Consider the following 23,626-nt stretch of genomic DNA (forward strand, 5'->3'; position numbering starts at 1 on the left):
CCTGATATTTCAAGAATTTGACTATCCTATTTAAAAATCACTTTAACATTTTTCCCTGAATAAGCCACCATTTTCTGCTGACCATCCGGAAGAATAATGGTAAAGTTTCTGTTCTCAATCATTCCGTTATATTTTCCTTTACGAGTGTCAATAGTTAAAGTATTTGCTTTATCGTTCCAGTGCATTGGAATTTCGGTGTAGTCACCTTTTTCGTAGTTGTAATTGTCGAATTCATCTTCGTATAGAACAAAATCTGCATCTGAACCCGGATAAACTTTAATAGTAAGATTATCCCATTTTTTCTCTGTCGCATACTGAACATCGGGACCGAAAGGAATAATGCTTCCACCTTTTACATACAATGGAATGCTTTGGATATTGACTGTTTTATCGATTTCCTGTCCGCCGTTATGCTTTGCATTGGTCCAGTAGTCATACCATACAGAACCGGACGGAAGATATACTTTGACGGTTTTATTTTGTGTAAAATCTACATCCGTAGCAGAAGGTCCTTTTTGAATTTCCTCTTTTTTATCCCAACCGGTTTGTTCGTTGGTTTTCACTATTTTTTCAGGGGTGTATTGGGCATTCAGTACGGGAGCGACCAGGAAAGATTTCCCAAACATATATTCGTTATTGATATCCCAGACTTTTTTATCTTCTGCAAAATCCATTGCCAACGCTCTCATAAAACTTAATTGATTCTTGGAAACGTCCCTGGAAACAGAATAAATATAAGGTAACATACTGTATCTTAATCTGATGAATTTCTCCACAGCATCGTAAACCGGCTCTCCTTTTTTCCCGAACTGGTAAATCTCTCTAGGAACATCAGCTCCGTGCGAACGCATCATCGGTGTGAAAGTTCCGTATTGTAACCAACGGACATACAATTCCTGAAACATTGGATTTTTTGAACCTGAACTCTCGCTCCAGCCTTTTTTGTAACTTCCGGCAAAGAATCCACCGATGTCCGAATTGAAATTGGGATTTCCTGTAAGGCTAAAATTTAAACCAGCCGGAACCTGATTGCGTAAGGATTCCCAGGAAGAATTGACATCGCCCGACCAAGTATTTGCGCCATATCGTTGTTGGCCCGCAAATGCAGACCTTGTTAAAATAAAAACTCTTTTATCACTAGTCGTTGCCCGCTGATGGTCATAAACGCCACCAACAGCCATTAAGGGATAAGCATTTCTTACTTTTCTAAAAGAACCTAAATACGTTTTGGTATCTAAATCTTCAGGTTTCTGGCTAAGATGGTCAGGTTCTGTAGAATCCATCCACCAAGTGTCTACGCCAAGGCTAAAAACGCCTTTGTTCAGATATTTCCAATAAATATCCCTAGCTTCGGGATTATAGGCATCGTAAACACGCACTCCGGAAGGATAATTCATATCGGGAGGCCAAACTTCCCTACCCGATTCCGGCCACGTTCCAAAATTGAAAAGCATTCCTTTCTTGTCCATTTCACGATATTGATTCGTCATCGGTCCAAATGACGACCAGATGGAAACAGACAAATGCGCATTCATTCCGTGGATGTCGTTAATCATTTTTTTAGCATCAGGAAAATCCGGACTGATAAAATCCATCGCATTCCATTGGTAATTGTTTCCCCAATATTGCCAATCCTGAATGATTCCGTCCAAAGGAACTTTCAGATTACGGTATTTTTTTACGACATCTACAATTTCATTCTGACTTTTATAACGTTCTTTACTTTGCCAGAAACCATACGTCCATAACGGGAACATTGGGACATTTCCGGTAAGGTCACGCATTGAAGCAACCACGCCGTCAGCGTTTCCGCCGTACATAAAATAATAATCCACACCTTCTCCAACTTCGGAAGCGAAAGATGTTTTCTGAGCAGTATCGGTAAACTGAGTCGGGGAATAATTGTCCCAAAAAATGCCATAACCTTTTACAGACTGGAAGAAAGGCACAAAATCCCAGGTATTGTTCTGAACCATTCTGATGTCCTGATTCCGTTGGGATAATTTTCCGTTTTGTAAAATTCCCAAACCGTAAATTGGTTCGTCTTTTTCTAACTGAAAAGATTGGGTTACAGAATAAGTTGGATTTCCGGCATCATTGAAAGGTTTGAAATCACTTCCATTTTCCTTCAGAAGTTCTTTTCCTGATGTTGTTTTATAGGCTATTTCTCCGTTTTTCGTATTAACGGATATTTGTAACTCATTGGTTTTTATTGATAAAATATCATTATTTTCTGTAACCGAGAATTTTGTTTTTTGTTCCTGTTTGATAACGGACAGGCTGTTTTTTACAAATGATTTTCCCGAAGGATATTTGATAATTCTTACTGTGTGTGGTCCGTAAAATTTCACTTCCACATTCATATCAGCTGTAGAAAAGTTCAAGCCTGAATCCGTTTTTTTGTACGACTGTGCATTAGCGTTCTGCTCTATTCCTGATAGTACCACAATGGTGATAATTAAAGCTTTTATGTTTATTTTTTTGAAATTCATATTTTGTGATTATGGAATTAAATTTTAACAGTTTAAAAACTGAAGAATAAATTTTAATTTTTAAAAAGCAATTGCGCAAACTGATACAAATTGTTTCTCCAAACCGGCCAGGTGTGACCGCCTGGATATTCGGAATAGGAATATTTAATCCCGATCTCATCCAATTTTTTATTCATCATCTGACCATTTTTATAAGCGATATCACCTTTTCCGCCCATTGCAATCCAGAAATTTTTAATATTTGAATTGAATTTTGCCTTATTTTCGGCAAGAAATTTATACTCATCATCGGCTACATTCTGCAACATAGGAAGCATCCAACCTGAACTGAAAACGCCCAAGGAAGAAAACATTTCCGAGTTCTGAATTCCTGTGTATAATGTATAAATCCCACCCATTGAAAGTCCTGCCAAAGCTCTGTTAGAAGCATCTTTTTTAACTCTGAAACCAGATTCAGTAAATGGAATTACAGATTCTTTCAGTTCTTTTTCAAACATCTGAAGGTTTCTGATACCAAAATTTCCAAATCCGGCAGGTCCGATATTCGCATCCGGCATCACCACAATCATCGGTTTTGCTTTTCCTTCCGCAATCAGATTATCCAGAATCAGATTGGTTTTCCCCTGCATTGCCCATCCGCTTTCATCTTCGCCACCACCGTGAAGAATGTAGAGAACAGGATAACTTTCATTCACATTTTTGTCGTATCCCGGCGGAGTATAAATAAACACTCTTCTCCACGAATTTGTAATTTTTGAATACATATTCTGAATACGAATATCGCCGTGCGGAACGTCTTTCAGGGCATAATAATCGTCTCCCGCAAAAGGAACTTCAATTCCGCTGGCGTATCTTCCCATTCCGTAAAACGATTTGCTGGATGGGTCTGCAACCGCTACATTATCAATCAGTAAAGAATAATAATGAAAGCCTTCGCTCAAAGAATCTGTGGTAGCCGTCCAAACGTCGTCCGTTTCTTTTTTGAGGTCGTATTTTTTTCCTAAATCTATCTGAACTTTCTGTGCATCCGGCGCTTTTACTCTGAAAATTGCCTTTCCATTAGGTAAAATCTGTGGAAACTGGGCGTTTCTTATGTTTGATTCCGCTGGACTTCCAAAAACCGTAAATTCAGAAAATTTGGTTTTGTCGACAGGTTTAAAAATTAACTGTGAAAAGATATACAAATCGTTTTTCCAGACTTTGAAATCGTGACCGCCCGGTTCTATGTAAAAGATGTGCGGAATCTTATTTTCTGCAAGATAATCGCTCGTTCTTTTACTGAACGGCATCAATCCGTCTTGGTCTCCACACGAAATCCAAAGCAGTTTTAATTCTTTTGCTTTGGCAGGATTCGGAAGTAACTGTTGAGGTTCTTTGGTATTGGGAGCGGAAGAAAAACCACCAACCCAAGCGAATTTGTCGATATTTCCCAATCCGAAATTCAGGGTTTGTCCGCCACCCATTGACAGTCCGGCAATTGCACGGTTTTCCCGGTCTTTTTTAACAGGATATTTTTTTTCGATAAATGGAATCAGGTCGTTCAGCAAATCTTTTTCAAAGTTTGCGAAAGCTTCCACTTTATCTTTTGCCATAATATTTCCCGTCGCTCTGTCATCTTTCATCGCTCTGCCATTGGGCAAAACCACAATCATCGGAGTCAGTTTTCCCTGTGCATAGAGATTGTCCAGAATAATCTGGGGCGTTCCGTTTTTGAACCATTCTTTTTCGTCCCCGCCAATACCGTGAAGCAGGTACAAAACCGGATATTTATTTCCTTTTTTGAAGTCTGACGGTGTGTAAATCAAAGCTTTTCTCTGAGTTCCTACCGTTTTTGATTCATATTGTATGGTATCAATTTTCCCGTGAGGAATTTCTTTCTTTTCGATGTCAAAACCTTGCGGAGCCTGTTTATCAAAAGTTTGTGCAGAAATAAACATTCCTGACAAAACAAAACCTAAAGCAAATACAACTGATTTATTCATAAATTTTTATTTGTATTTTTTACACTTATTAATTTAGACAAAAAAATAATATCCAACGGAACTATTTTTTCTTTTTTATTATTAATCTAAAAGTTTTATTTTATGATTGAAGAATCCGTTATCCGGAAAAAATCAACATCCACAAAACCTCCTGTACTTTTCGTTGCAAAATTGAAAATCGCAAATTTTGATCCCATAAACAACCTTCTGTAATCGAAAATCATTTTATACCCTTTTTCCATAACCGTCCAGTTTTTCTGGTCGGTGCTGTAAGAGAAATCTGCCAGGTCTTTTCCAAGGTTAAAATCAGCTTCAATACGAAGATAAATTTTATCCGAAGTTAAAGCAATACGCTTTTTCTCTTCCTTTTTAACCCCCAAAATGGCTTTTGTTTTATTATCTAAACTGACTTCATTGGTAGAAAAAGTCAAAAATTTCTGATTGCCTTCTTTTATAACCGATAATAATCCTGAATCACCATTAAATGCACTGAATCCTGCAATATCACCGTCTTTCATTCCCTTCAAATCTAACGCAACAATAGCACTTGATTTTGGACCTTCCATTCTTTGCGTTAAAGTATTTGGCGAGGCATAAATATTGTCTACAACACGGCTAGTTTTTAATCTCAGAAAGCCTTTTTTCTCGGATAAAGACCAGGCTTCATTCACTGGATTATGATTCCATTGCCATTGGATTTTCAATTTTTTATCTGAAAACTCATCGCTTTCTACGATATTATTTTTCGGTTTAAATGGCGGAAGCGGAACTTCACTATTCAAAGGAATTTTTCCGTTGTCTCCCAAAACCGGCCAGTCATTTTCCCATTTTACAGGAATAAGAATCGGAACTCTTCCAACTCCACCTCTATCTTGAAAAATTAGTGAATACCAGTTGCCTTTTTTATCATCAATCAAAGCACCTTGCCCAGCATAAGAAAATCCGAGGAAATTGTCTTCCAAAATGATTTTCTTTTCGTAAGGTCCGGTTACTTTATCGGCTCTGTAAACTTCCTGACGGCGTTTTCCACCTCTTGGCCAGGAAATCATCATCATATAATATTTTCCGTCTTTTTTAATAATCTGATTGCCTTCCAGAAGTCCGGTTTCCGAAGAATCTTTTTCAAAAACTACAGTTCCTTCAGGATTCCCGATCACGTCTTTAAAATCAGAACTTAATTCAAAAACTTTGTTGGAAGTGAAGACATAAACTCTGTCATCATCATCAAAAAGCAACGAAGCATCGTGAAAATGTCTGGTTCTGGTAATCAGTTTCCAGTTTCCTTTTTCGGGATTATCCGTTACATAGAAATAAGATTTGAAAGGCTCATCATTCGGAGAAAATAAAACGTAATATTTCCCTTTTTGATAACGGATGGAAGAAGCCCATTGTCCACGACCATAAACCGTTCCGTCAAGCAAATCATATTTGGAATTATCATTCAATGTATTGAAAACATAGCTTGACATTTCCCAATGTACGAGATCTTTGGAATGCATCACCGGAGCTCCCGGCATCAGATGCATTGTAGTGCTTATGAGATAAAAATCATCGCCGTTTCTGGTGATTGACAAATCCGGTGCATCTGCCCAAATGACAGGATTGGTGAATGCTGTCGTCTGCTGTTTCTGAGCAGGATTTACCTGAGCTGAAAGGAAATTCAGCCCGATAAATCCGTATAAAGAAACTATATAAAAAGGGTTATTAATTTTCAAAACTTTGGTATTTTGTTGGTGATTTATTCTTTAATCTAATTTTAAAAGATACTTCAATAAGCTCACACCTGTCAAAACCTGCATTTGTATATTAGGTTTTGGCTAAAGCCAATTTGGTTTTCTTTTTAATGAATGGGCTAAAGCCCATTCCTATTGATAATAATTTCTTTAATTAGGCACAATATCGTTAGACGATGTACTGTATAAACCAATCAAACTTCCTGTAAATCCGCCTGCAACATCGGTAGAAAGGATGTCTCCGGAAACCGGACCGCCAAGATTCTTGAAGTTTTTGCCATCCAAAGAATAATTAAATTGATGTTCATCTTTTTCACCAACAACCTGTAATTTAATAGTTTTTGAAAGTGAAATCTTTTCGCTTGCAATAAGTTTTGAACTTCCTTTTTCAGTCCTTTCCAGAACGATATAATAGTCTTTGTCTTTTTTGGTAACTCCGAAAACGTAATTGAATCTTTCACTTTGGTAACAAGTAATTCCGGATAATTCTTTGTCAGATTTTGGTTTGAAATCAAGTGTTACCGAAGTTTCAAAATCTTCGTGCTGTAATCTGTGGAATAATGCCGAAACCGGAGCCAAAGCTTTGATATTCGTTTCCATTGGATTCACTTTTACGCCATTTTTCGTAGCCGTGATGAAATTTTCGCGAGGTCCACGCATTGCAATCCATCGGAAATCAAGATTTTTATCAGTCAGTTTATCGTTATACGTGAAGTTTCCGTTCGGGAAAAATCCGTTTTGTCCGGTCTGATTTTTTACGCCTTCCGGTAATTTTAATTTTGGCTTCATCGGAACTAAACCGTTTTCAAAAACAGGATACTTTCCACTCCAGTCTACGGGAAGAATGAAAGTTTCTCTTCCGTGATTCACACGTCCTTTTTCATTGGGACGAATCGCTAAAAATACTCCGAAATGTTTTCCATCGGGAGTTTCCACCAAATCGGCGTGACCTGCCCAATCCACTTTATCTTTTCTGTCTTTCGGGAAATATCTTTGTGTCAAAATAGGATTATTTTGTGCAGGAATAAATGGACCTTTCGGAGAATCTGACATAAAAATAACTTCGCTGTGATTACCACCAGTTCCGCCTTCTGCACACATCAGAAAATATTTTCCGTTCTTTTTATATAAGTGCGGACCTTCTATCCAGATTGGTTTTTGAGAAAGATCGACACCACCGTTTACAATAATTTTATCTGAACCTGCTACAACCTGATCTTTTTCCAAGTCATAATCCCACATTTTGATGACACGGTGACCGTTGTATTGCTCAGTTCCTTTTGGCGGTGCATCGTTGTGAACGATATAGGCTTTACCATCATCATCAAAGAAAATTGAAGGGTCAATGCCGTCAAAATTCAGTTTCTGAACTTCGCTCCAGCCTTTTGCAGGGTCTTTGGTTTTCACGACCATATTCCCGATTCCACCAGCAATCTGCGTGGTGATCATATAAAAAGTGTCGTTGAATTTGTTGTATTTGATATCCGGTGCATAAATTCCCTGAGAAACACCGCCCTTTTGTACTTTAAGCTGAGAAGGTCTGTCCAGAACGTGCCCCACCTGTTTCCAGTTAACCAAATCTTTAGACGTGAAAATCGGAACACCCGGAAACATTGAAAATGAAGAATTTACAAGATAATAATCGTCTCCTTTTCTGGTAATGCTCGGATCCGGATAACATCCTTGTAGAATCGGAGAATAGAATTCATTCTCTTTCAGAGGATTGTTTGTGTATATTTTATCATTTCCGCGGTAGGAAAAGTCTGAGAATGTCTGTGCTGAAACGTTACTTAAAGAAAGTAAAGAAACTGCTGTCACCAAAGTGAGTTTATTTCTTAAAAAAATCGAATGCATTATTCTCTGTCTCATTGTTATATTTTTTAGATTATTATTTAATTTTTAATGTATATATTTTTCCTGCATCTGTTGGAAAATCATAGATGAATCTTTCTTTCATTTTAACCTCATTCAATTTTGCTTCTGGTGAAATTATAGGTTCTTTGATTTTCGGAATTTCAAAATATGGATTTTGATTACTTCCCGAGGCTAATTTTAAGACGTTCTTACCTTTCAATTCCATTTTATTAGGTGCACTGATTCTGCAGTTTCCGCCCAGATTTGATTTTATAATCACTTCGGTTGCCTGATTGTCTTTCCAAACAATACTGACTTCAAAACCGCCATACGTTTTCAGTCCGGAAATATTTCCGTTTTTCCATTCGTCAGGAAGTGCGGGTAAAATGTCAATGCTTCCGTTTTGTGTCTGTAAAAGCATTTCGGTAATTCCTGAAGTACAACCGAAATTTCCATCAATCTGAAACGGCGGATGTGCATCGAACAAATTCGGATAGGTTCCTCCTTTTTCGCCCCAACCGTCATTTTCCACTAAAGTTAACTGGTCTTTTATTAATTTATTGGCGTGGTTTCCGTCTAATAATTTAGCCCAAAGATTGATTTTCCAGCCCATCGACCAGCCTGTGGAAACATCACCACGGTGTAACAAAACTGTTTTTGAAGCATCAAAAAGTTCGGGCGTTGTGACAGGATTGATTTGATTTCCGGGAAATAATCCATACAAATGAGAAACGTGTCTGTGATTGTCTTTCGGGTTGTCCCAATCTTCCATCCATTCCTGAAGCTGACCGTATCGACCGATTTTCATTGGTGGTAATTTGGAAATGATATTGTTCCAAACCGGAATTTTATCTGAATCTATATTTAAGATTTGTGCTACTTTTTTTGTTTTGCTGAACAGGTCAAACATTAACTGGTTATCCATCGTATTTCCTGATGCCAAAGCACTTCCCTTGTTTCCCTGCGGAATATTTTCGGGAGACATAGACGGACTTACGACCAGCCATTTGTGGGTAGGTTCTTCAATCAGGAAATCTTCATAGAACTGTGTCGCAGATTTCAGAACGGGATAAATGGATTTGAGATAATTTTTGTCTCCACTGTACAGATATTTTTCCCAAAGATGCTGAGAAAGCCAAGCACTTCCCATTGGCCATTGTCCGGCATTGGCAAAGTCTACAACGCCTGTAATTCTCCAGATATCAGTGTTGTGATGTGCGACCCAACCACGGCTTTTGTACATTACTTTTGCCGTTTCTGCCCCGGTTACGCTCAAATCTTTTATCATCTGAATCAACGGTTCGTGCATTTCCGGCAGATTGGTTTTTTCCGCCGGCCAGTAATTCATTTCCGTATTGATGTTAATAGTGTATTTGCTGTCCCACGCTGGCTTGTTGGAATTATTCCAAATCCCCTGAAGATTAGCGGGCTGACCGCCCGGTTGTGAGGAAGAAATCAATAGATAACGCCCAAACTGATAATACAGTGAGACGAGCTCAGGATCGTAAGTTGTGGCAAAATTTTTAACACGCAAATCCGTTGGAAATTGTGACGCAGGAGAAGTTCCAAGATTGAAATCTACCCTTTTGAAATAATTCTGATAGACGTTGAGATGATTTTTAAATAAAGTATTGAAATTTTTAGTTTCTGATTGTGAAATGTATTTTTTGCTTTTTGAAACTTCGTCAGTATTCAAAGTTTTGTAGTCTGTGAAATTGGTGGCGATTGAAATGAGAATCATCACTTCATCTGCATTGGCAACCGAAATTCCGTTTCCTGAAACAGAAGTTGTTCCTCCTTTGGTAATGAATTTAGCCAGTGCATTGAATTTAACCTGACCCTGAACGCCATCCAATGTTGAAGAAAGTCCATTCATCTGCAAGGTATTGGCATCAATCGCTTTTGTGTTTTTTTTCAGTTCGCTGTTGAATCCGGCATTGAAATTCAGTGCATTTTTTTTGTCTGAACTTAGTTTTATCACAATTACCTGATCCGGAATTGAAGCGAAAACTTCTCTTTTATAATGAGTTCCGTTGGAGGAAAACGTGGTTGTTGTTATTGCTTTTTCAATATCAAGCTCACGGTAATAATCTTTAACATCGCCGAGATTATTAAAATCAAGATTCAAATCCCCGATATTCTGAAACGCTGAACCGTTAAGTGTTTTTGCCGTCAAACCTTTATTGGAAAGGATTTCGGCTCTTTTGTAATTTCCGTTAAATAAATAATACCGGATAGAATCCAACACTTTGGGACCATCAGGATTGTCATTTCGGGAAGGACCACCCGACCAGAATGTGCCCTCATTCAGCTGAAGTCTTTCTTTTGAAGGATCGCCGAAAACCATTGCCGCCAATCTTCCATTTCCAACAGGTAACGCTTCAACCCATTGTTTTGCGGGTTTGTCGTACCAAAGCTTATATTTCCCGCCTTTCTGGGCAAAGGAAAATCCACTAATGAAAATACAGATGGTTAATATGCAATGTTTTACGTTCATTTTTATTTTTTATATTTTATTAATTTTAAATAGAAATTTCAGTCTTTTTCCTGTTGATCAACCAAATAATTCCCCAAGCCGCAACGTAAGAAACGCCGGCAATGAAAAATATGATGTTGTATCCACCGTTGATGTTTCCTGCTTTCTTGAAAGTATCTAAGACAATTCCGATAAAAAGCGGGAAAATAATTCCTGCTGCTGAACCGAGCATTCCGCCAAATCCGATAACCGAACTTACATAATTGTTAGGTAATTTGTCGCCAACAGTTGTCATCAGATTGGCTCCCCAACCTTGATGCGCTGCGGTTGCAAAGGCAATGATGATGGTAATCAGCCACATATTGTCGACATATTTTGAGAACATTACCGGAACGACCATTAAAGCAAACAAGAGCATTGTCAAACTTCTGGCTCTTCCGATTGCCCAGCCTTTTTTAATTAAAAATGAGGAAAGATAACCACCGCCGATGCTTCCAATCGTGGTTCCGCTGTAAATGATAATCAACGGAATGGAAGGTTTTGTCATATCCATTTTAAATACGTCTGAAAAATAAGCCGGCAGCCAGAACATAAAGAAATACCAAATCGGGTCTGTCAGAATTTTTCCGATGGCAAAAGACCAGGTGACTTTGTATTTTAATAATTCTGACAATGGAACTTTGGATTGTTCCTGTGTTTTTCCATACTGATCACTTTTGATGTATTGTAACTCTTCCTGACTCAGCTTTTTTGTTTTTTCGGGAATGGTGTAGAATCTCCACCAAAGGACAATCCATAATAAACCGAGCGCTCCAATCCAAACGAAGGTTGCTCTCCATCCATAATGACCCAAAATAAATGGCACGAGAAGCGGTGCTAAAATAGCTCCAACCGTTGCTCCGGAGTTGAAAATCCCCGTTGCCAAGGCTCTTTCTTTTTTCGGAAACCATTCTGCAACAGATTTTATTGCTGCGGGAAAATTCCCAGCTTCACTGATGCCAAGGGTACTTCTTGCAATCAAAAATCCAACAGTGCTTTTCACAAAACCGTGTCCTATCGAAGCCAGACTCCAGACAATTAGGGAAACGGCATAACCGATTTTAGTTCCCACCCTATCTATAAAACGACCCATTGCCAGATAACCGATGGCGTAAGTGGTGGTAAATGCCATCACGATGTAGCTATAATCTTTTTCGTCCCAATTAAACTCTTTTTCAAGAACAGGTTTCAGCAAACCCATTACCTGACGGTCGAGATAATTGATGGTGGTGGCGAGAAAGACCAAAGACAGCATAAACCATCTGATATTGTGATTTTTAGGAGCCTGCATTTAGTTTTGATTAAGTTGTTGTAATAAATTCTGAACTTTTTCAGTCAATTGTTCTGCCGTAAAATCTGTTTTGATGAGCGAACTTCCTAATCCGACAGCAATTGCGCCGCCATTAAGCCATTCTGTAATGTCAACTACATCAGCATTTATTCCTCCAGTTGGCATAAAATTCATTCCAGGGAAAACGGGTTGAATGGATTTGATATAATTTTTGCCTAAAGCATCTGCCGGAAAAATCTTTACTAAGCGAAGTCCATTTTGGAAGGCTACATTGACATCAGAAGGTGTGAAACAGCCCGGAATTAAAATAATATTTTTTGAAACTGAATGTTTTACAAGCTCTTCAGTGATGACAGGTGTAATGATGAAATCTGCTTTTGCATCGGCATAATCATCCATTTCCTTTATATTTTTCACGGTTCCGATTCCCAGTAAAAGTTCTGGAAATTCGTTGGCAGAGATTTCTTTTAATTTAGTAAAATTCTCCAATGCCTGAATACCTCGGTTGGTATATTCTATCACACGGATTCCAGCTTCGTACAAAGCTTTTACGGTATTTTTTGAAACCTCGAATGATTCGCTATAAAATAACGGAACAATTTTCTGGTCTTTTATCTTTTGTAGTATTACACTCATAATTTTTCAATATTAATACTGTCATTAATCGTATCGCCTTTTACAAAAAGTTTTTTGAAAGCGACTTTTGTAGCATCTTCTAGAATCTGTTGTGAGGAATTTCCTTTTAAAGTTCCGTGAATCAAAGCTGCCATAAAAGAATCGCCGCTTCCTACTCTTTCTTCAATTTTGTCTGAATGATATTGTTGCGAAACCAAAAGCTTATCATCAGCAAATAAAGTCGCAAAATAATTGACTTCTTCGCCGTTCGTAAACCGGAATGTATTGGCAACCAATTTTACATTAGGAAATTTTTTCTGAATTTCTAATGCTGATTTTTCTGCCTGCTTTAAAAGGTTTTTATCATCAAAACTTCCATTTAATTCATATTCTACCGGAATTTCCAAAAACTGTTGGATTGACCAGATATTTCCCATCAAAACATTAACAAAAGGCATCAATGCGATAATTTTTTCAAACGGATTTCTGTTCTGCCAAAGGGCGGAACGGTAATTCAAATCGAGAGAAACCGTGATGTTTCTTGACGCTGCTTCTTTCATTAAATCCAGACATTTCTGATAGGCATTTTCACTCAAAGCCGGTGTAATGGTGCTGATGTGAAGCCATTTTACTTCTGAAAATGTTTCATCTAAACTAAAAGTGCTAAAATCAGATTCCGTGAAAACTGACGGAAAACGGTCGTAAACTACCGATGCGTTTTGCATATCGCCGTCCGAAGACAGGTAAAATGTTCCGATTCTGCCGTTATTTTTTTCTGCAAGAATTTCGATTCCTTTATTTTCCAGCTGAGATTTCAATTGATTTCCTACAAAATTTTCCGGCAAAGCTGAAAGAAGTTTAACAGGATTTTTCCATTGTGCAAGAGCAGAAGCCACGTTGTATTCTGCACCGCCCACGAAGATTTTCAGAGACTGGTCATTGAGCCAGTTTCCTTCGGAATCCGGGGCAAAATGAAGAAGAAGTTCCCCGAAGCATAATATTTTATTACTGTCTGTCATTAAATCGTTCTTTCCATAGGTTGCGCCTATGGCTATTAATATTGAACCCTTCGGATTCTGTCTTTTAAAACCTCATAGGTTTTAAAAACCTATGAGGTTTATTGAATTCGAATTAATTTTTTTGATAGGATTTTCATCCTATCCTTTGCTAAGTCGTCCCTTCGGGATTTTTATATTTCAAAATAATTTTTCGTGTTGTGATAACAGATGTCCTGAATGATTTTTCCTACCCATTCTTCGTCATTGGGAAGCAATCCTTTTTCCATCTCGCTGCCGAACATATTGCACAAAAGTCTTCTGAAATAATCGTGTCTTGAGAATGACAGCAAACTTCGCGAATCGGTCAGCATTCCGACGAATGTGCTGATGAGACCGATGTTGGAAAGCGTGTTCATCTGCTTTTTCATTCCGTCTAATTGGTCGAGAAACCACCAGGCTGCACCAAACTGTACTTTGGACTTAATTCCGCCTTCATTGAAATTCCCGGCAAGTGTCGCTAAAACTTCATTAAAAGTGGGATTAAGGTTATAAATAATGGTTTTGGTGAGTTGTCCGGCAGAATTGAGTTCGTCCAGAAGAACACTCAATCTTTGAGCAAAATATTGTTCGCTGATGGCATCATAACCTGCATTAATTCCGATTTTTTTAAGCATTTCGGAATTATTATTTCTGGTTGCTCCAACGTGAAATTGCTGAACCCAGTCTTTTTCAGCGTACATTTTGCAAAGCTCTTTCAGCAGATAGCCGCACAATGCTTCAGGATTTGAAAATGTTGGATTATTTCCCTTTAAAAATTCAGAAAATTCGGTTTCTAATTCAATATTCCATTTTGTGGTATCTGGAAAATATTCAAAACCGTGGTCGGCAACTTTAGCTCCTACTTCTGCAAAATAATTGATTCTGGATTGAAGTGCATTTAATAAGTCGGAAACTGATTCGATTGAAGTTTCGCAAACATTTTCAAGCTTTTTGATGTTTGAAAGATATTGCTCAGGATTGATGATATTGATGTAAGAATCGGGACGGAAAGCCGGTAAAACCTGAATTTTAAAACCACTTTTTTTTAATGCTTTATGATAAGTCAAATCATCAGAAGGGTCGTCTGTTGTGCAAAGTGCTTCTACTTTGAAATTCTGAATGATGGATTGTGGTAAAAAATCTGAGGTCTGCAAACATTCATTCATCTGATGATAAACAAAATCTGCATTTTTCGGAGACAGATATTCTTTTATTGCGAAAGGATTTTTGAGTTCCAGATGTGTCCAGTGAAATAATGGATTGCGAAGTGTATATGGTACAACTTCTGACCATTGTTTGAATTTTTCAAGGTCTGAAGCTTTGCCGGAAATGAATTGTTCATCAATCCCGAAATTTCTCATTGCCCGCCATTTGTAATGATCACCATCCAGCCAAATCGCCGTTGGCGAACGGAAATTCTGATTATTTGAAATTACATCTGGCTCAAGATGATTATGGTAATCAATAATCGGCATTTCTTTTGCGTATCCGAAATATAGATTTTCTGCCTTTGCCGATTCCAGCAAAAACGATTCTCCGAAAACTTCTTTATTTTTAATGGAATGAGTCATTATTCAATTTAAATGATTTGATTTTGTAAAAATCTTTAAAAGCAAGACCTTAATTGAAATCTATAATATCATCTAAGGCCTTGCAACTACTATATGAAGAAAAATATTACTAATCTTAAACACCACTGAATGCACTGAAACCACCATCAATAGGCAATAAAGCACCAGTGATAAAACTTGCTGCGTCTGAACAAAGGAACTGAACAGCTCCGTTGAGTTCATCTGCATTTCCAAAACGTCCCATTGGGGTTTTTGCAATGACTTTTTTGCTTCGATCAGTTAAAGAGCCATCCGGGTTTAATAAAATTGCGCGGTTCTGATCTCCGATAAAAAATCCGGGAGCAATGGCATTGACACGGATTTTATCACCAAATTTTAAAGCTACGTCTGAAGCCAGCCATTGGGTAAAATTGGTAATTGCAGATTTTGCAGCTGAATAACCAGCAACTCTTGTGATTGCAGAATAAGCCGCCATTGAGGAAATATTGACAATACTTCCATTTCCCTGCTCTGCCATTACTTTTCCGAAAACATAGCTTGGGTAAACCGTTCCGTTGATATTTAAATCGGTTACTTCGTTCCAGGCTTCCATTTTCAGGTCGAAAAAGGATTGGTCAGGTGCTAATGTTGCGGAAGGAATATTTCCTCCTGCAATATTGAGGAGAATGTCGATCTTGCCGTATTTTTCGAGAATTTTTTTTGAAGCAGATTCAAGGCTTTCAACATTCATTACATTAGCTTCCACAGCAAATGCTTCGCCTCCTAAAGCTGTCAGTTCTTTCACACGAGCATCCAGAGTTTCCTGATTTCTTCCAAGGGCAACAATTTTCGCTCCGGCCTCGATGAAACTTTTAGCCAGACTTCCGCCTAGAACGCCGGAAGCTCCTGTAATTACGGCAACTTTATCTTTTATGCTGAATATTTCGTTCATTATTTTATAATTTATGATATTGAATCCTTCGGATTCGTTTCATTTGTTTATAAATTCCACAGGTTTTACCTGCGGCTATTATTGTTGAACCCTTCGGGGTTCGGATGTTATTGTTTTGACATTTCGTTTTGTACTGCAGCCATCACACCTTCGATTTGTCCTAAAGCGAGCATTCTTCCTAAAAATGAATAGCCTGGATTGTAACCCTTGTCAATATCATCCGTCAAAAGTCTGCCATGATCCACACGCATTGGTAAATCCGGGTTTTCTTTTTCAAAGATTTTGATTACTTCGATTAATTTTCCTCTTCCACCTAAATGATGAGCTTCGATAAAATCTCCGTTTTCAAAGACATTGGTGCTTCTTAAATGGACAAATTTTATTCGGTGAGCATATTTTTGGGCAAGCTTCGGAACATCATTCTGAAGACCGGCACTTAAAGAACCTGTACAGAATGTGAGTCCGTTGTGAGGATTATCGACGGCGTTTAAAAGCCAGTCGATATCTTCTTCATTGGTGACGATTCTTGGTAAACCTAACAATGAAAATGGCGGATCATCTGGATGTACGCACATCTGGATATTCCACTTTCCGCAGACAGGCATTATTTTTTCCAGGAAATATTTCATATTCTGACGGAGCTGATTTTTATCAATTCCATCATATAATGCTAATAGATTTTTGAATAATTGTACTGGGTTTTTGTCACCTTCCTTGATGTTTCCGTTAACAAAACCTTGTGTTTTTACAATGATCGAGTCTATCAGATCATTATTGTCTTCTTCCGTTAAAGTATTTTTTAATTGTTCTACTTTCTGAAGAATCTCTGAATTATAATCGTTTTCTGCACCTTTTCTTTGCAGAATATGAATTTCAAAATAAGCAAATTTAGCTTTATCAAAGTACAGTGACGACGAACCGTCTTCCCACTGATAAAACAAATCTGTACGAGCCCAATCCAGAACCGGCATAAAATTGTAACAAACCGTTGTTACACCAGATTTTCCAAGATTTTCAATACTCTGAATATAATTTTCTATTAACTGATCTCTGTTTTCCCCTCCATATTTTATGGCTTCACTTACTGCCAGACTTTCTACGACAGACCAGCGAAGTCCGAAACTTTCTATATAATTTTTATAATCGTTAATTGCGTCCAACGTCCAAACTTCTCCGTTAGGAATGTCGTGAAGCGCAGAAACAATGCCTTCTACTCCGATTTGGCGGAGCATATTTAATTGTATTTTGTCTTTTTTACCAAACCAACGCCATGTTTTTTCCATACATTTTATTTTTTTCATTAAAACAAAGCAGGTGTAATGTAACACCTACTTTGCTTCTGTTAACATGAATGTGTATAAATATTAGTTGTAACCAGGGTTTTGGTATTTAGCTTTGATATCTGCTGAAACTTCCATAGCATCAAGCTGTCCCTGAGGAATTGGTCTCAGATAATGGAATTTCTGAATATTACGTGTTACTGTCTGAGGTGTATGATCTCCATAATTAGGACCTCCAATTTTATAAGTAGCTGCATATTCTTCCCATTTCTGTGTACGTACCAGATCATACCATCTGTATCCCTCGCCATAATACTCACGGGATCTTTCTGCCAGAATGTAATCTAGTGTAATGGTATTTGGTGTAGCAGCAATCATTGCAGCACTGTTATCCTGTACTTTTGCAACGTTTCCGCCAACACTCCATACCCATTTTCCTGCTCTGGCTCTGATTACATTGATAAGATCTCTAGGGCTCATAGATCCGGAAGCACCTTTAACCGCTGCTTCAGCTGCCAAGAAATAAAATTCTGAAAATTTAGCGGCTACAAACGGACGGGTTAAACTTGGGTTCGGGTATCCTAAACCGCTGCCATTATCTGTACGATAAGTTCCTATTTTCCATATACCCGGGTATACTACTCTGCTGACACCATTCGGTGCAACTACCCAGTCTGCTCTTCCTGAAAGTGTTCCTGCCCCAATATTGCTATTACCAGCATTGGAAGGATACGTTGGCTGTGCAGAATCGTCATTGAGGAACGTTAAGATAGCATCACCAGGATGTACCGGAAGATTATTGGCATTATACAAGGTAGTCTGAGTCATCCCTGCTTTGTCCCAGTTACCGCGGTAGGTGGTCACGAATGTTCCGTCATATCTGGAATCGTTTGTTTTGTCGGCAAATGTATTTTTAATAACTTCAATGGTAGGAGCCATACGCGTCCATGGACGTCCTAAATCCTGAGCTGCTGCTCTCTGTACAGAGCTTACGGCAGACCATGATGTACTGGAAGTACTGCTTCTGATATTGGGATAATTCCAGGTCATCATCCATGCAGCAAAATTATTTGGAGACCAGCCATCCCCATAACTTGCCTGAATAATACCTTCATTATAGTAAGCACTTGTCTCTGTATGGTCTGCATAAAGCATACACTCCTTATTACGGTCATTTGATCCTACATTTAAATTATAATAAGTAGGCTCTAAAGCATAAGGTCCGGGATTAGTGATTCCGTCCAATGCAATATCGTAAGCTTTTTGGAAGTACCATTGTGCATTGTGCCCATCAGGATCTGTTCTCGTTGTCTCCGGATAGGTTGGGATACTGTTTGGATTCTGAAGCCACCAGGCATACGTTAAATATGCTTTTGAAAGATATAATCTGGCAACATTTTTGGTAACACCACCGGTAACCCTTGGGCTTGCGGGAAGATTATCAATAGCTTTGATTAAATCCGGGAAAATGGCTTTTGTATAAACTTCCGAAACGGTATTTCTTACCGAAGTGGTTGCCGGAAGGGTATTAAATTTCAATTCTCCTGCTCCTAAGTCCAGCGGCGCACCGCCATAGGTCTGAACCAGTAAGAAATAATAAAATGATCTGAAAAATCTTGCTTCTGAAATCAGAGATTCGGGTACATTAATTAAAGGGCCGTTTTGTATAACTCCATTTGCAGAATTGATGGCAGGAAAAACAGATCCCCACACCATACTTGTTGGAAAAGTTGAGCTGTCAATATTGCCATTATTAGACATATCCAATACTTTAAAATTTCCATCTGCATCTTTTCCCCAGGTTGCCTCATCGGTACCTGTCATAGTAGAGTTTAAGAAATATCCGTTCCCATAAAGCATTCTCATTTGTCTGTACATAGCCGTAACACCTTGTGTAATACCTCTTTCTGTCGTAAAATCTTCCGGTGTATATATGCCTCTTGGCTGTTCATCCAATATCTCATTACATCCTGTACTGAATGTTAATGATGCTAAAAATAGAGCAGCGATAAATTTTTTATTTAAATTGATCATGATTTTTCTTTTAAAAGGTTAGGTTTAGCCCCATCATATAGTTTCTTGTAGAAGGATTATTTGTACCAATTATTAACTGGTTTTTCTTGTATGAATTTACAGCTTGATTCTCATCACCTCTTGAGTTTGGTTCCGGATCCATACCAGATTCTCTGTAGTAAGGAGAACCGAAAACAAACGGATTCTGTACTGTAACATATAGTCTCAGGCTGCTCACTCCTAAATCATCTAAGGTATTTTTATCAAAATTATACCCTACTGTAATGGTTCTGATTTTTACATATGAACCATCAAATAAGCCTAAGGTTGAACCGTATTTCGGGTTGTCTCCGTTCATCATTCCACCTGGTTTCGGATAGCGTACGTCTGGATTTTCTGTAGTCCAGTAATCAACATCCACGTTGTTTCCTCTACCTGATAACCTGTTCAGATATCCTGAAGAGCCATATAGTGTACTGATTAATACTCCACCTTTCTGAAATGCACCAACCACACTAAGGTCGATATTTTTATAAGCCAATCTTGTATTGAAACCTCCCATAAAATCCGGATTGGTATCAATAATCTGTCTGTCAGCAGGTCCGATAGCTCTGCTCGGGGTTCCGTCTGCATTATATCCGCCTGTGTATAAAACTTTGATCATCCCTACATTTCCTCCGGGCTCCAATACGCTAAGGTAAGGATCTCCATTCTGCCATAGGCCTACATACTGGTAATCATATAATGCATTAATGTTATGCCCTACAAACCATAGGTTCGCCTCGTTTCGATCGGTTCCGGCAGCCAATGCTGTAATTTTATTTTTGTTGGTATATAAATTACCTCCTACTTCCCAGCTGAACCCGTCAGGATTATTGAAAATAACACCATTAAGTGATATTTCAAGACCTTTATTCTGGGATGCTCCCACGTTTTGTGTTACTGACGTTAAACCGCTGGATGATGGTAATCCTTTGTTTAACAATAATTGTTCTGTATTGGTAACATAATATTCTACAGTACCGTTAATTCTCCTGTTGAATAAAGTAAAATCTACCCCATAATTCCAGGTTTTTGAAAACTCCCATCCCAGAGATGAATTTGAAGCAGTATTTGCATGATTTCCTATAACATACTCATCACCAAAATTATAAGGAAAAGTGCTTAGGCTACCAAAAGTGGTATATGGAACCACCGCCTGGTTAGAAGTCTGTCCATAACCTGCTCTCAGCTTAAATACGTTGATGTATTTTGAATCTTTAAGGAAGCTTTCATTGGCAACATTCCAGCCTACTGAAACTGCAGGATAGGTATGCCACTGGTGCCCTTTCGCCAAAACTGAAGCTCCGTCTGAACGAACAGTAGCAGTAAGCATATAACGGTTATCGTATTGGTATAAGGCTCTTCCCATGAAAGACATAAGACCTCTTTTATAATATCCCTGATTATTCGGATCAATTGTCACCTCACCTTGTGCGTGCCCTAAATTAAAATATTGAAACGCTCCGATAGGCACATCTCTTGCTGATATATAGGAGCCGTTATACTTTGTCTGTTCTGTAGAATATAATGCTGTAGCATTAATTTTATGCTTACCAAAGGTTCTGTCGTAAGACAATATATTTTCCAATACCCACTGTGTAGTAAGGGAATTTCCTATTGCTGCCGAAGATTCAGTAGCAGGGTTTACGTTGAATACGCCAGTTCCCGTGTAGCTTCCACTGTTTGAATTTCTGTAGGTAAGCCCAACATTCAGTCTGTATTTAAGGCCTTCCACCCCCGGTATTTTCAGTTCTCCATAAAGATTATTGTATGAACTGAAAGCATTGGTACGATCTGCATAAGCATCACCTAAACTTTCAAGAATACCTCTCGTCTGGATGGCTGTCTGATCAATTGCACTATACATTACTGTCCTTGGAGTTCCATTAGCATTGTAAGGGCTAACCAATGGAGAATAACCTAACACCGGTGCTCCGCTCACTCCATTAAAATCATTGATGGAAAAGTTTGAATTGGTAGAGAAACCTACTTTTATCCACTTACTTACTTCCTGATCCAGGGAACCTCTGATAGAGAGTCTTTTATAACTTTGCAAAGGTACTACTCCATTTTGCTGAAAATAGGCAACTCCAAAGTTATAATTACCCTTTTCACTTCCTCCTGCAACACCTACATCATGGTTCATCATCAGTCCTACCCCGTAATATTTATCCTGCCAGTCTGTATTTATATCATTATTTTCATCCTGTCCGTTAGTAAACATTTTGGCATCTGCACGTAATTTGGCAAATTTAGGACCGTCCATTAATGGATACTTTGAGAAAATGGTCTGAAATCCGGTATATCCGTTGTAGGTAAATCGTGCTTTCTGGCCTTTTACGCCTCTGTTTGTTGTTATTAAAATGACTCCATTGGCACCACGCGACCCGTAAATCGCCGTGGCGGAAGCATCTTTAAGGATATCTAAACTTTTAATATCCGATGGGCTGATATCACCTAAAGAACCCACAAAAGGAATTCCATCCAGTACTATCAAAGGATCGTTGGAACCCGTTAACGAGCGTTCTCCCCTGATACGAATCTGCTGTACAGCGCCGGGTTTTGTAGAAGTCCTGCCAATATCAACTCCAGGAAGACGTCCTTGTATCGCATCGGTTATGTTGGCTGAGGGAACTTCTTTAAGAGCGGTGCCACCCAGGGACGATACTGATCCGGTAACAGCTTCTTTTTTCTGTGTTCCGTATCCAATTACAATAACTTCTTCTATCTTATTTTCTTTGGCAACAGTATCTTTTTTACTCTGAGAATAAGCTAAGCTTGAAGGTAACAAGGCCATTGCAAAAAATATTGCAGCCCTGTTGGTTTTAGCAAAATGAAATCTGTTCATAATTATTATTTTTTAATATTTTTTAATAGAAAGGCTGTTATTAATATTCTTAGTGTTGTAATGAAAACCTTTCTATAATTATTAGATATACATGTTCACGATTGCTTCAAACAGCTCCTGTTTTCCGCTTTTAGCCTGAGGTTCTCCTGCTTCATGTGCAATTCTCTGCAGATCTTCCAATGTGAGACCTCCTTCTTCAAAAGCTTTCCCGTTACCACTGTCAAAAGAAGCATAGCGTTCTGTACGTAACTTTTTGTAATCGGAGTTTTCCAGGATATCTGCTGCAACCAATAATCCTTTGGCAAAAACATCCATTCCTGAAATATGAGAGATAAATAAATCTGCCGGATCGGTAGAATTTCTTCTGATCTTCGCATCAAAATTAACTCCTCCGCTTCCTAATCCTCCTGCCGGAAGCAGTACCAGCCATGCCTGAGCCAGATCACGATAATCCACAGGGAACTGATCGGTATCCCATCCGTTTTGGTAATCTCCTCTGTTGGCATCGATACTTCCCAATAATCCTGCATCAACCGCTACCTGAAGCTCATGCTCAAAAGTATGTCCTGCCAGAGTAGCATGGTTAACTTCAATATTAAGTTTGAAATCTTTGTCTAGACCATAATGTCTCAGGAAGCCAATCACTGTTTCAGAATCGTAATCGTACTGGTGCTTGGTAGGTTCCATCGGCTTTGGTTCAATAAGGAAATTCCCTTTGAAGCCCTGGCTGCGTGCATAATCACGGGACATGGAAAGGAAACGGGCCAGGTGGTCTTTCTCACGCTTCATATCTGTGTTTAAAAGACTCATATAGCCTTCTCTGCCACCCCAGAAAACGTAATTTTCACCACCAAGAGCGATGGTTGCGTCGATAGAGTTCTTAACCTGAGTTGCTGCACAGGCTACAACATCAAAATTGGGATTGGTAGAAGCTCCGTTCATGTATCTTTCATGCGTAAAAACATTGGCTGTTCCCCACAAAAGCTTGATTCCTGATTCTTTTTGCTTTTCTTTGGCATATTCTACAACAGCCTGAAGGTTTTTCTCATAGTCTTTCCAGTTATCTGCCGGTGCAACTAAGTCTACATCATGGAAGCAGTAATATTGGAATCCTATTTTAGACATGAATTCAAAACCTGCATCCATTTTATGCTTGGCTCTGGAAACGGCATCAGTACCGATATCCCAGGGATGGTGAATAGTTGCTCCCCCGAATGGATCGCTACCGTCTGCACACAGGGTATGCCACCATGCCATTGCAAAACGCATCCATTCTTTCATCGGCTTGCCCATCACTATTCTATCTGCGTCGTAATAACGGAACGCCATAGGGTTTCTGCTTTCTTGACCTTCGAATCTGATGTTTTCAATACCTGGAAAAAACGTTTTTGTTTCTGTTAAAATGTTCATATTATTTGATTT

14 protein-coding genes are annotated in these 23,626 nt (G+C 38.6%); all 14 read right to left on the reverse strand.

The genetic code is table 11. The annotated features are described in order from the left end of the window. Positions 1 to 26: 26 nt before the first annotated feature. On the reverse strand, positions 27 to 2,492 hold the full coding sequence (locus tag IX38_RS17800) for a glycoside hydrolase family 31 protein (protein WP_084680324.1): 2,466 nt from the start codon (positions 2,490 to 2,492) through the stop codon (positions 27 to 29). A 53-nt stretch (positions 2,493 to 2,545) separates the two neighbouring features. Continuing rightward, positions 2,546 to 4,474, reverse strand: coding sequence for an alpha/beta hydrolase (locus IX38_RS17805; protein WP_034707214.1), 1,929 nt, complete (start codon positions 4,472 to 4,474; stop codon positions 2,546 to 2,548). A 95-nt stretch (positions 4,475 to 4,569) separates the two neighbouring features. Next, the gene (locus tag IX38_RS17810; protein WP_034707216.1) at positions 4,570 to 6,189 is read right to left on the reverse strand and encodes a glycoside hydrolase family 43 protein; all 1,620 of its coding nucleotides are present in this window, start codon (positions 6,187 to 6,189) and stop codon (positions 4,570 to 4,572) included. Positions 6,190 to 6,357: 168 nt separating this feature from the next. Further along, entirely contained in the window at positions 6,358 to 8,076 is a 1,719-nt protein-coding gene (locus IX38_RS17815; protein WP_034707217.1) for a glycoside hydrolase family 43 protein, read from the reverse strand. A 19-nt stretch (positions 8,077 to 8,095) separates the two neighbouring features. After that, positions 8,096 to 10,558 carry a glycoside hydrolase family 95 protein gene (locus IX38_RS17820; RefSeq protein ID WP_034707218.1) on the reverse strand — a complete coding sequence of 821 codons (2,463 nt, stop codon included), beginning with the start codon at positions 10,556 to 10,558 and terminating at the stop codon, positions 8,096 to 8,098. Between the two features lie 25 nt (positions 10,559 to 10,583). Next, positions 10,584 to 11,867: an MFS transporter gene (locus IX38_RS17825; protein WP_034707219.1), complete on the reverse strand. Its 1,284-nt coding sequence runs from the start codon at positions 11,865 to 11,867 to the stop codon at positions 10,584 to 10,586. Continuing rightward, a complete protein-coding gene (locus tag IX38_RS17830) occupies positions 11,868 to 12,503 on the reverse strand; it encodes a bifunctional 4-hydroxy-2-oxoglutarate aldolase/2-dehydro-3-deoxy-phosphogluconate aldolase (RefSeq protein WP_034707220.1) in 636 nt (211 codons plus the stop codon). It abuts the gene before it with no gap. Next, positions 12,500 to 13,501: a sugar kinase gene (locus tag IX38_RS17835; RefSeq protein ID WP_034707221.1), complete on the reverse strand. Its 1,002-nt coding sequence runs from the start codon at positions 13,499 to 13,501 to the stop codon at positions 12,500 to 12,502. The genes IX38_RS17830 and IX38_RS17835 overlap by 4 nt, the downstream gene beginning before the upstream one ends. A gap of 170 nt (positions 13,502 to 13,671) precedes the next feature. Continuing rightward, positions 13,672 to 15,090 (reverse strand): glucuronate isomerase, encoded by a 1,419-nt coding sequence (uxaC, locus tag IX38_RS17840; protein ID WP_034707222.1) that lies wholly within the window; start codon positions 15,088 to 15,090, stop codon positions 13,672 to 13,674. 115 nt (positions 15,091 to 15,205) lie between these two features. After that, positions 15,206 to 16,021, reverse strand: a complete 816-nt coding sequence (locus tag IX38_RS17845; RefSeq protein WP_034707223.1) for an SDR family oxidoreductase — start codon at positions 16,019 to 16,021, stop codon at positions 15,206 to 15,208. Positions 16,022 to 16,128: 107 nt separating this feature from the next. Continuing rightward, entirely contained in the window at positions 16,129 to 17,304 is a 1,176-nt protein-coding gene (gene uxuA, locus IX38_RS17850) for a mannonate dehydratase (RefSeq protein WP_034707291.1), read from the reverse strand. Between the two features lie 81 nt (positions 17,305 to 17,385). Beyond that, the gene (locus IX38_RS17855) at positions 17,386 to 19,335 is read right to left on the reverse strand and encodes a RagB/SusD family nutrient uptake outer membrane protein (RefSeq protein WP_034707224.1); all 1,950 of its coding nucleotides are present in this window, start codon (positions 19,333 to 19,335) and stop codon (positions 17,386 to 17,388) included. Between the two features lie 10 nt (positions 19,336 to 19,345). Beyond that, the gene (locus IX38_RS17860) at positions 19,346 to 22,204 is read right to left on the reverse strand and encodes a SusC/RagA family TonB-linked outer membrane protein (protein WP_034707225.1); all 2,859 of its coding nucleotides are present in this window, start codon (positions 22,202 to 22,204) and stop codon (positions 19,346 to 19,348) included. Positions 22,205 to 22,285: 81 nt separating this feature from the next. Next, positions 22,286 to 23,614, reverse strand: coding sequence for a xylose isomerase (gene xylA / locus IX38_RS17865; RefSeq protein ID WP_034707292.1), 1,329 nt, complete (start codon positions 23,612 to 23,614; stop codon positions 22,286 to 22,288). Positions 23,615 to 23,626 lie beyond the last annotated feature (12 nt).

The sequence above is a fragment of the Chryseobacterium luteum genome (assembly GCF_000737785.1).
GTDB classification, from domain to species: Bacteria; Bacteroidota; Bacteroidia; order Flavobacteriales; family Weeksellaceae; genus Chryseobacterium; species Chryseobacterium luteum.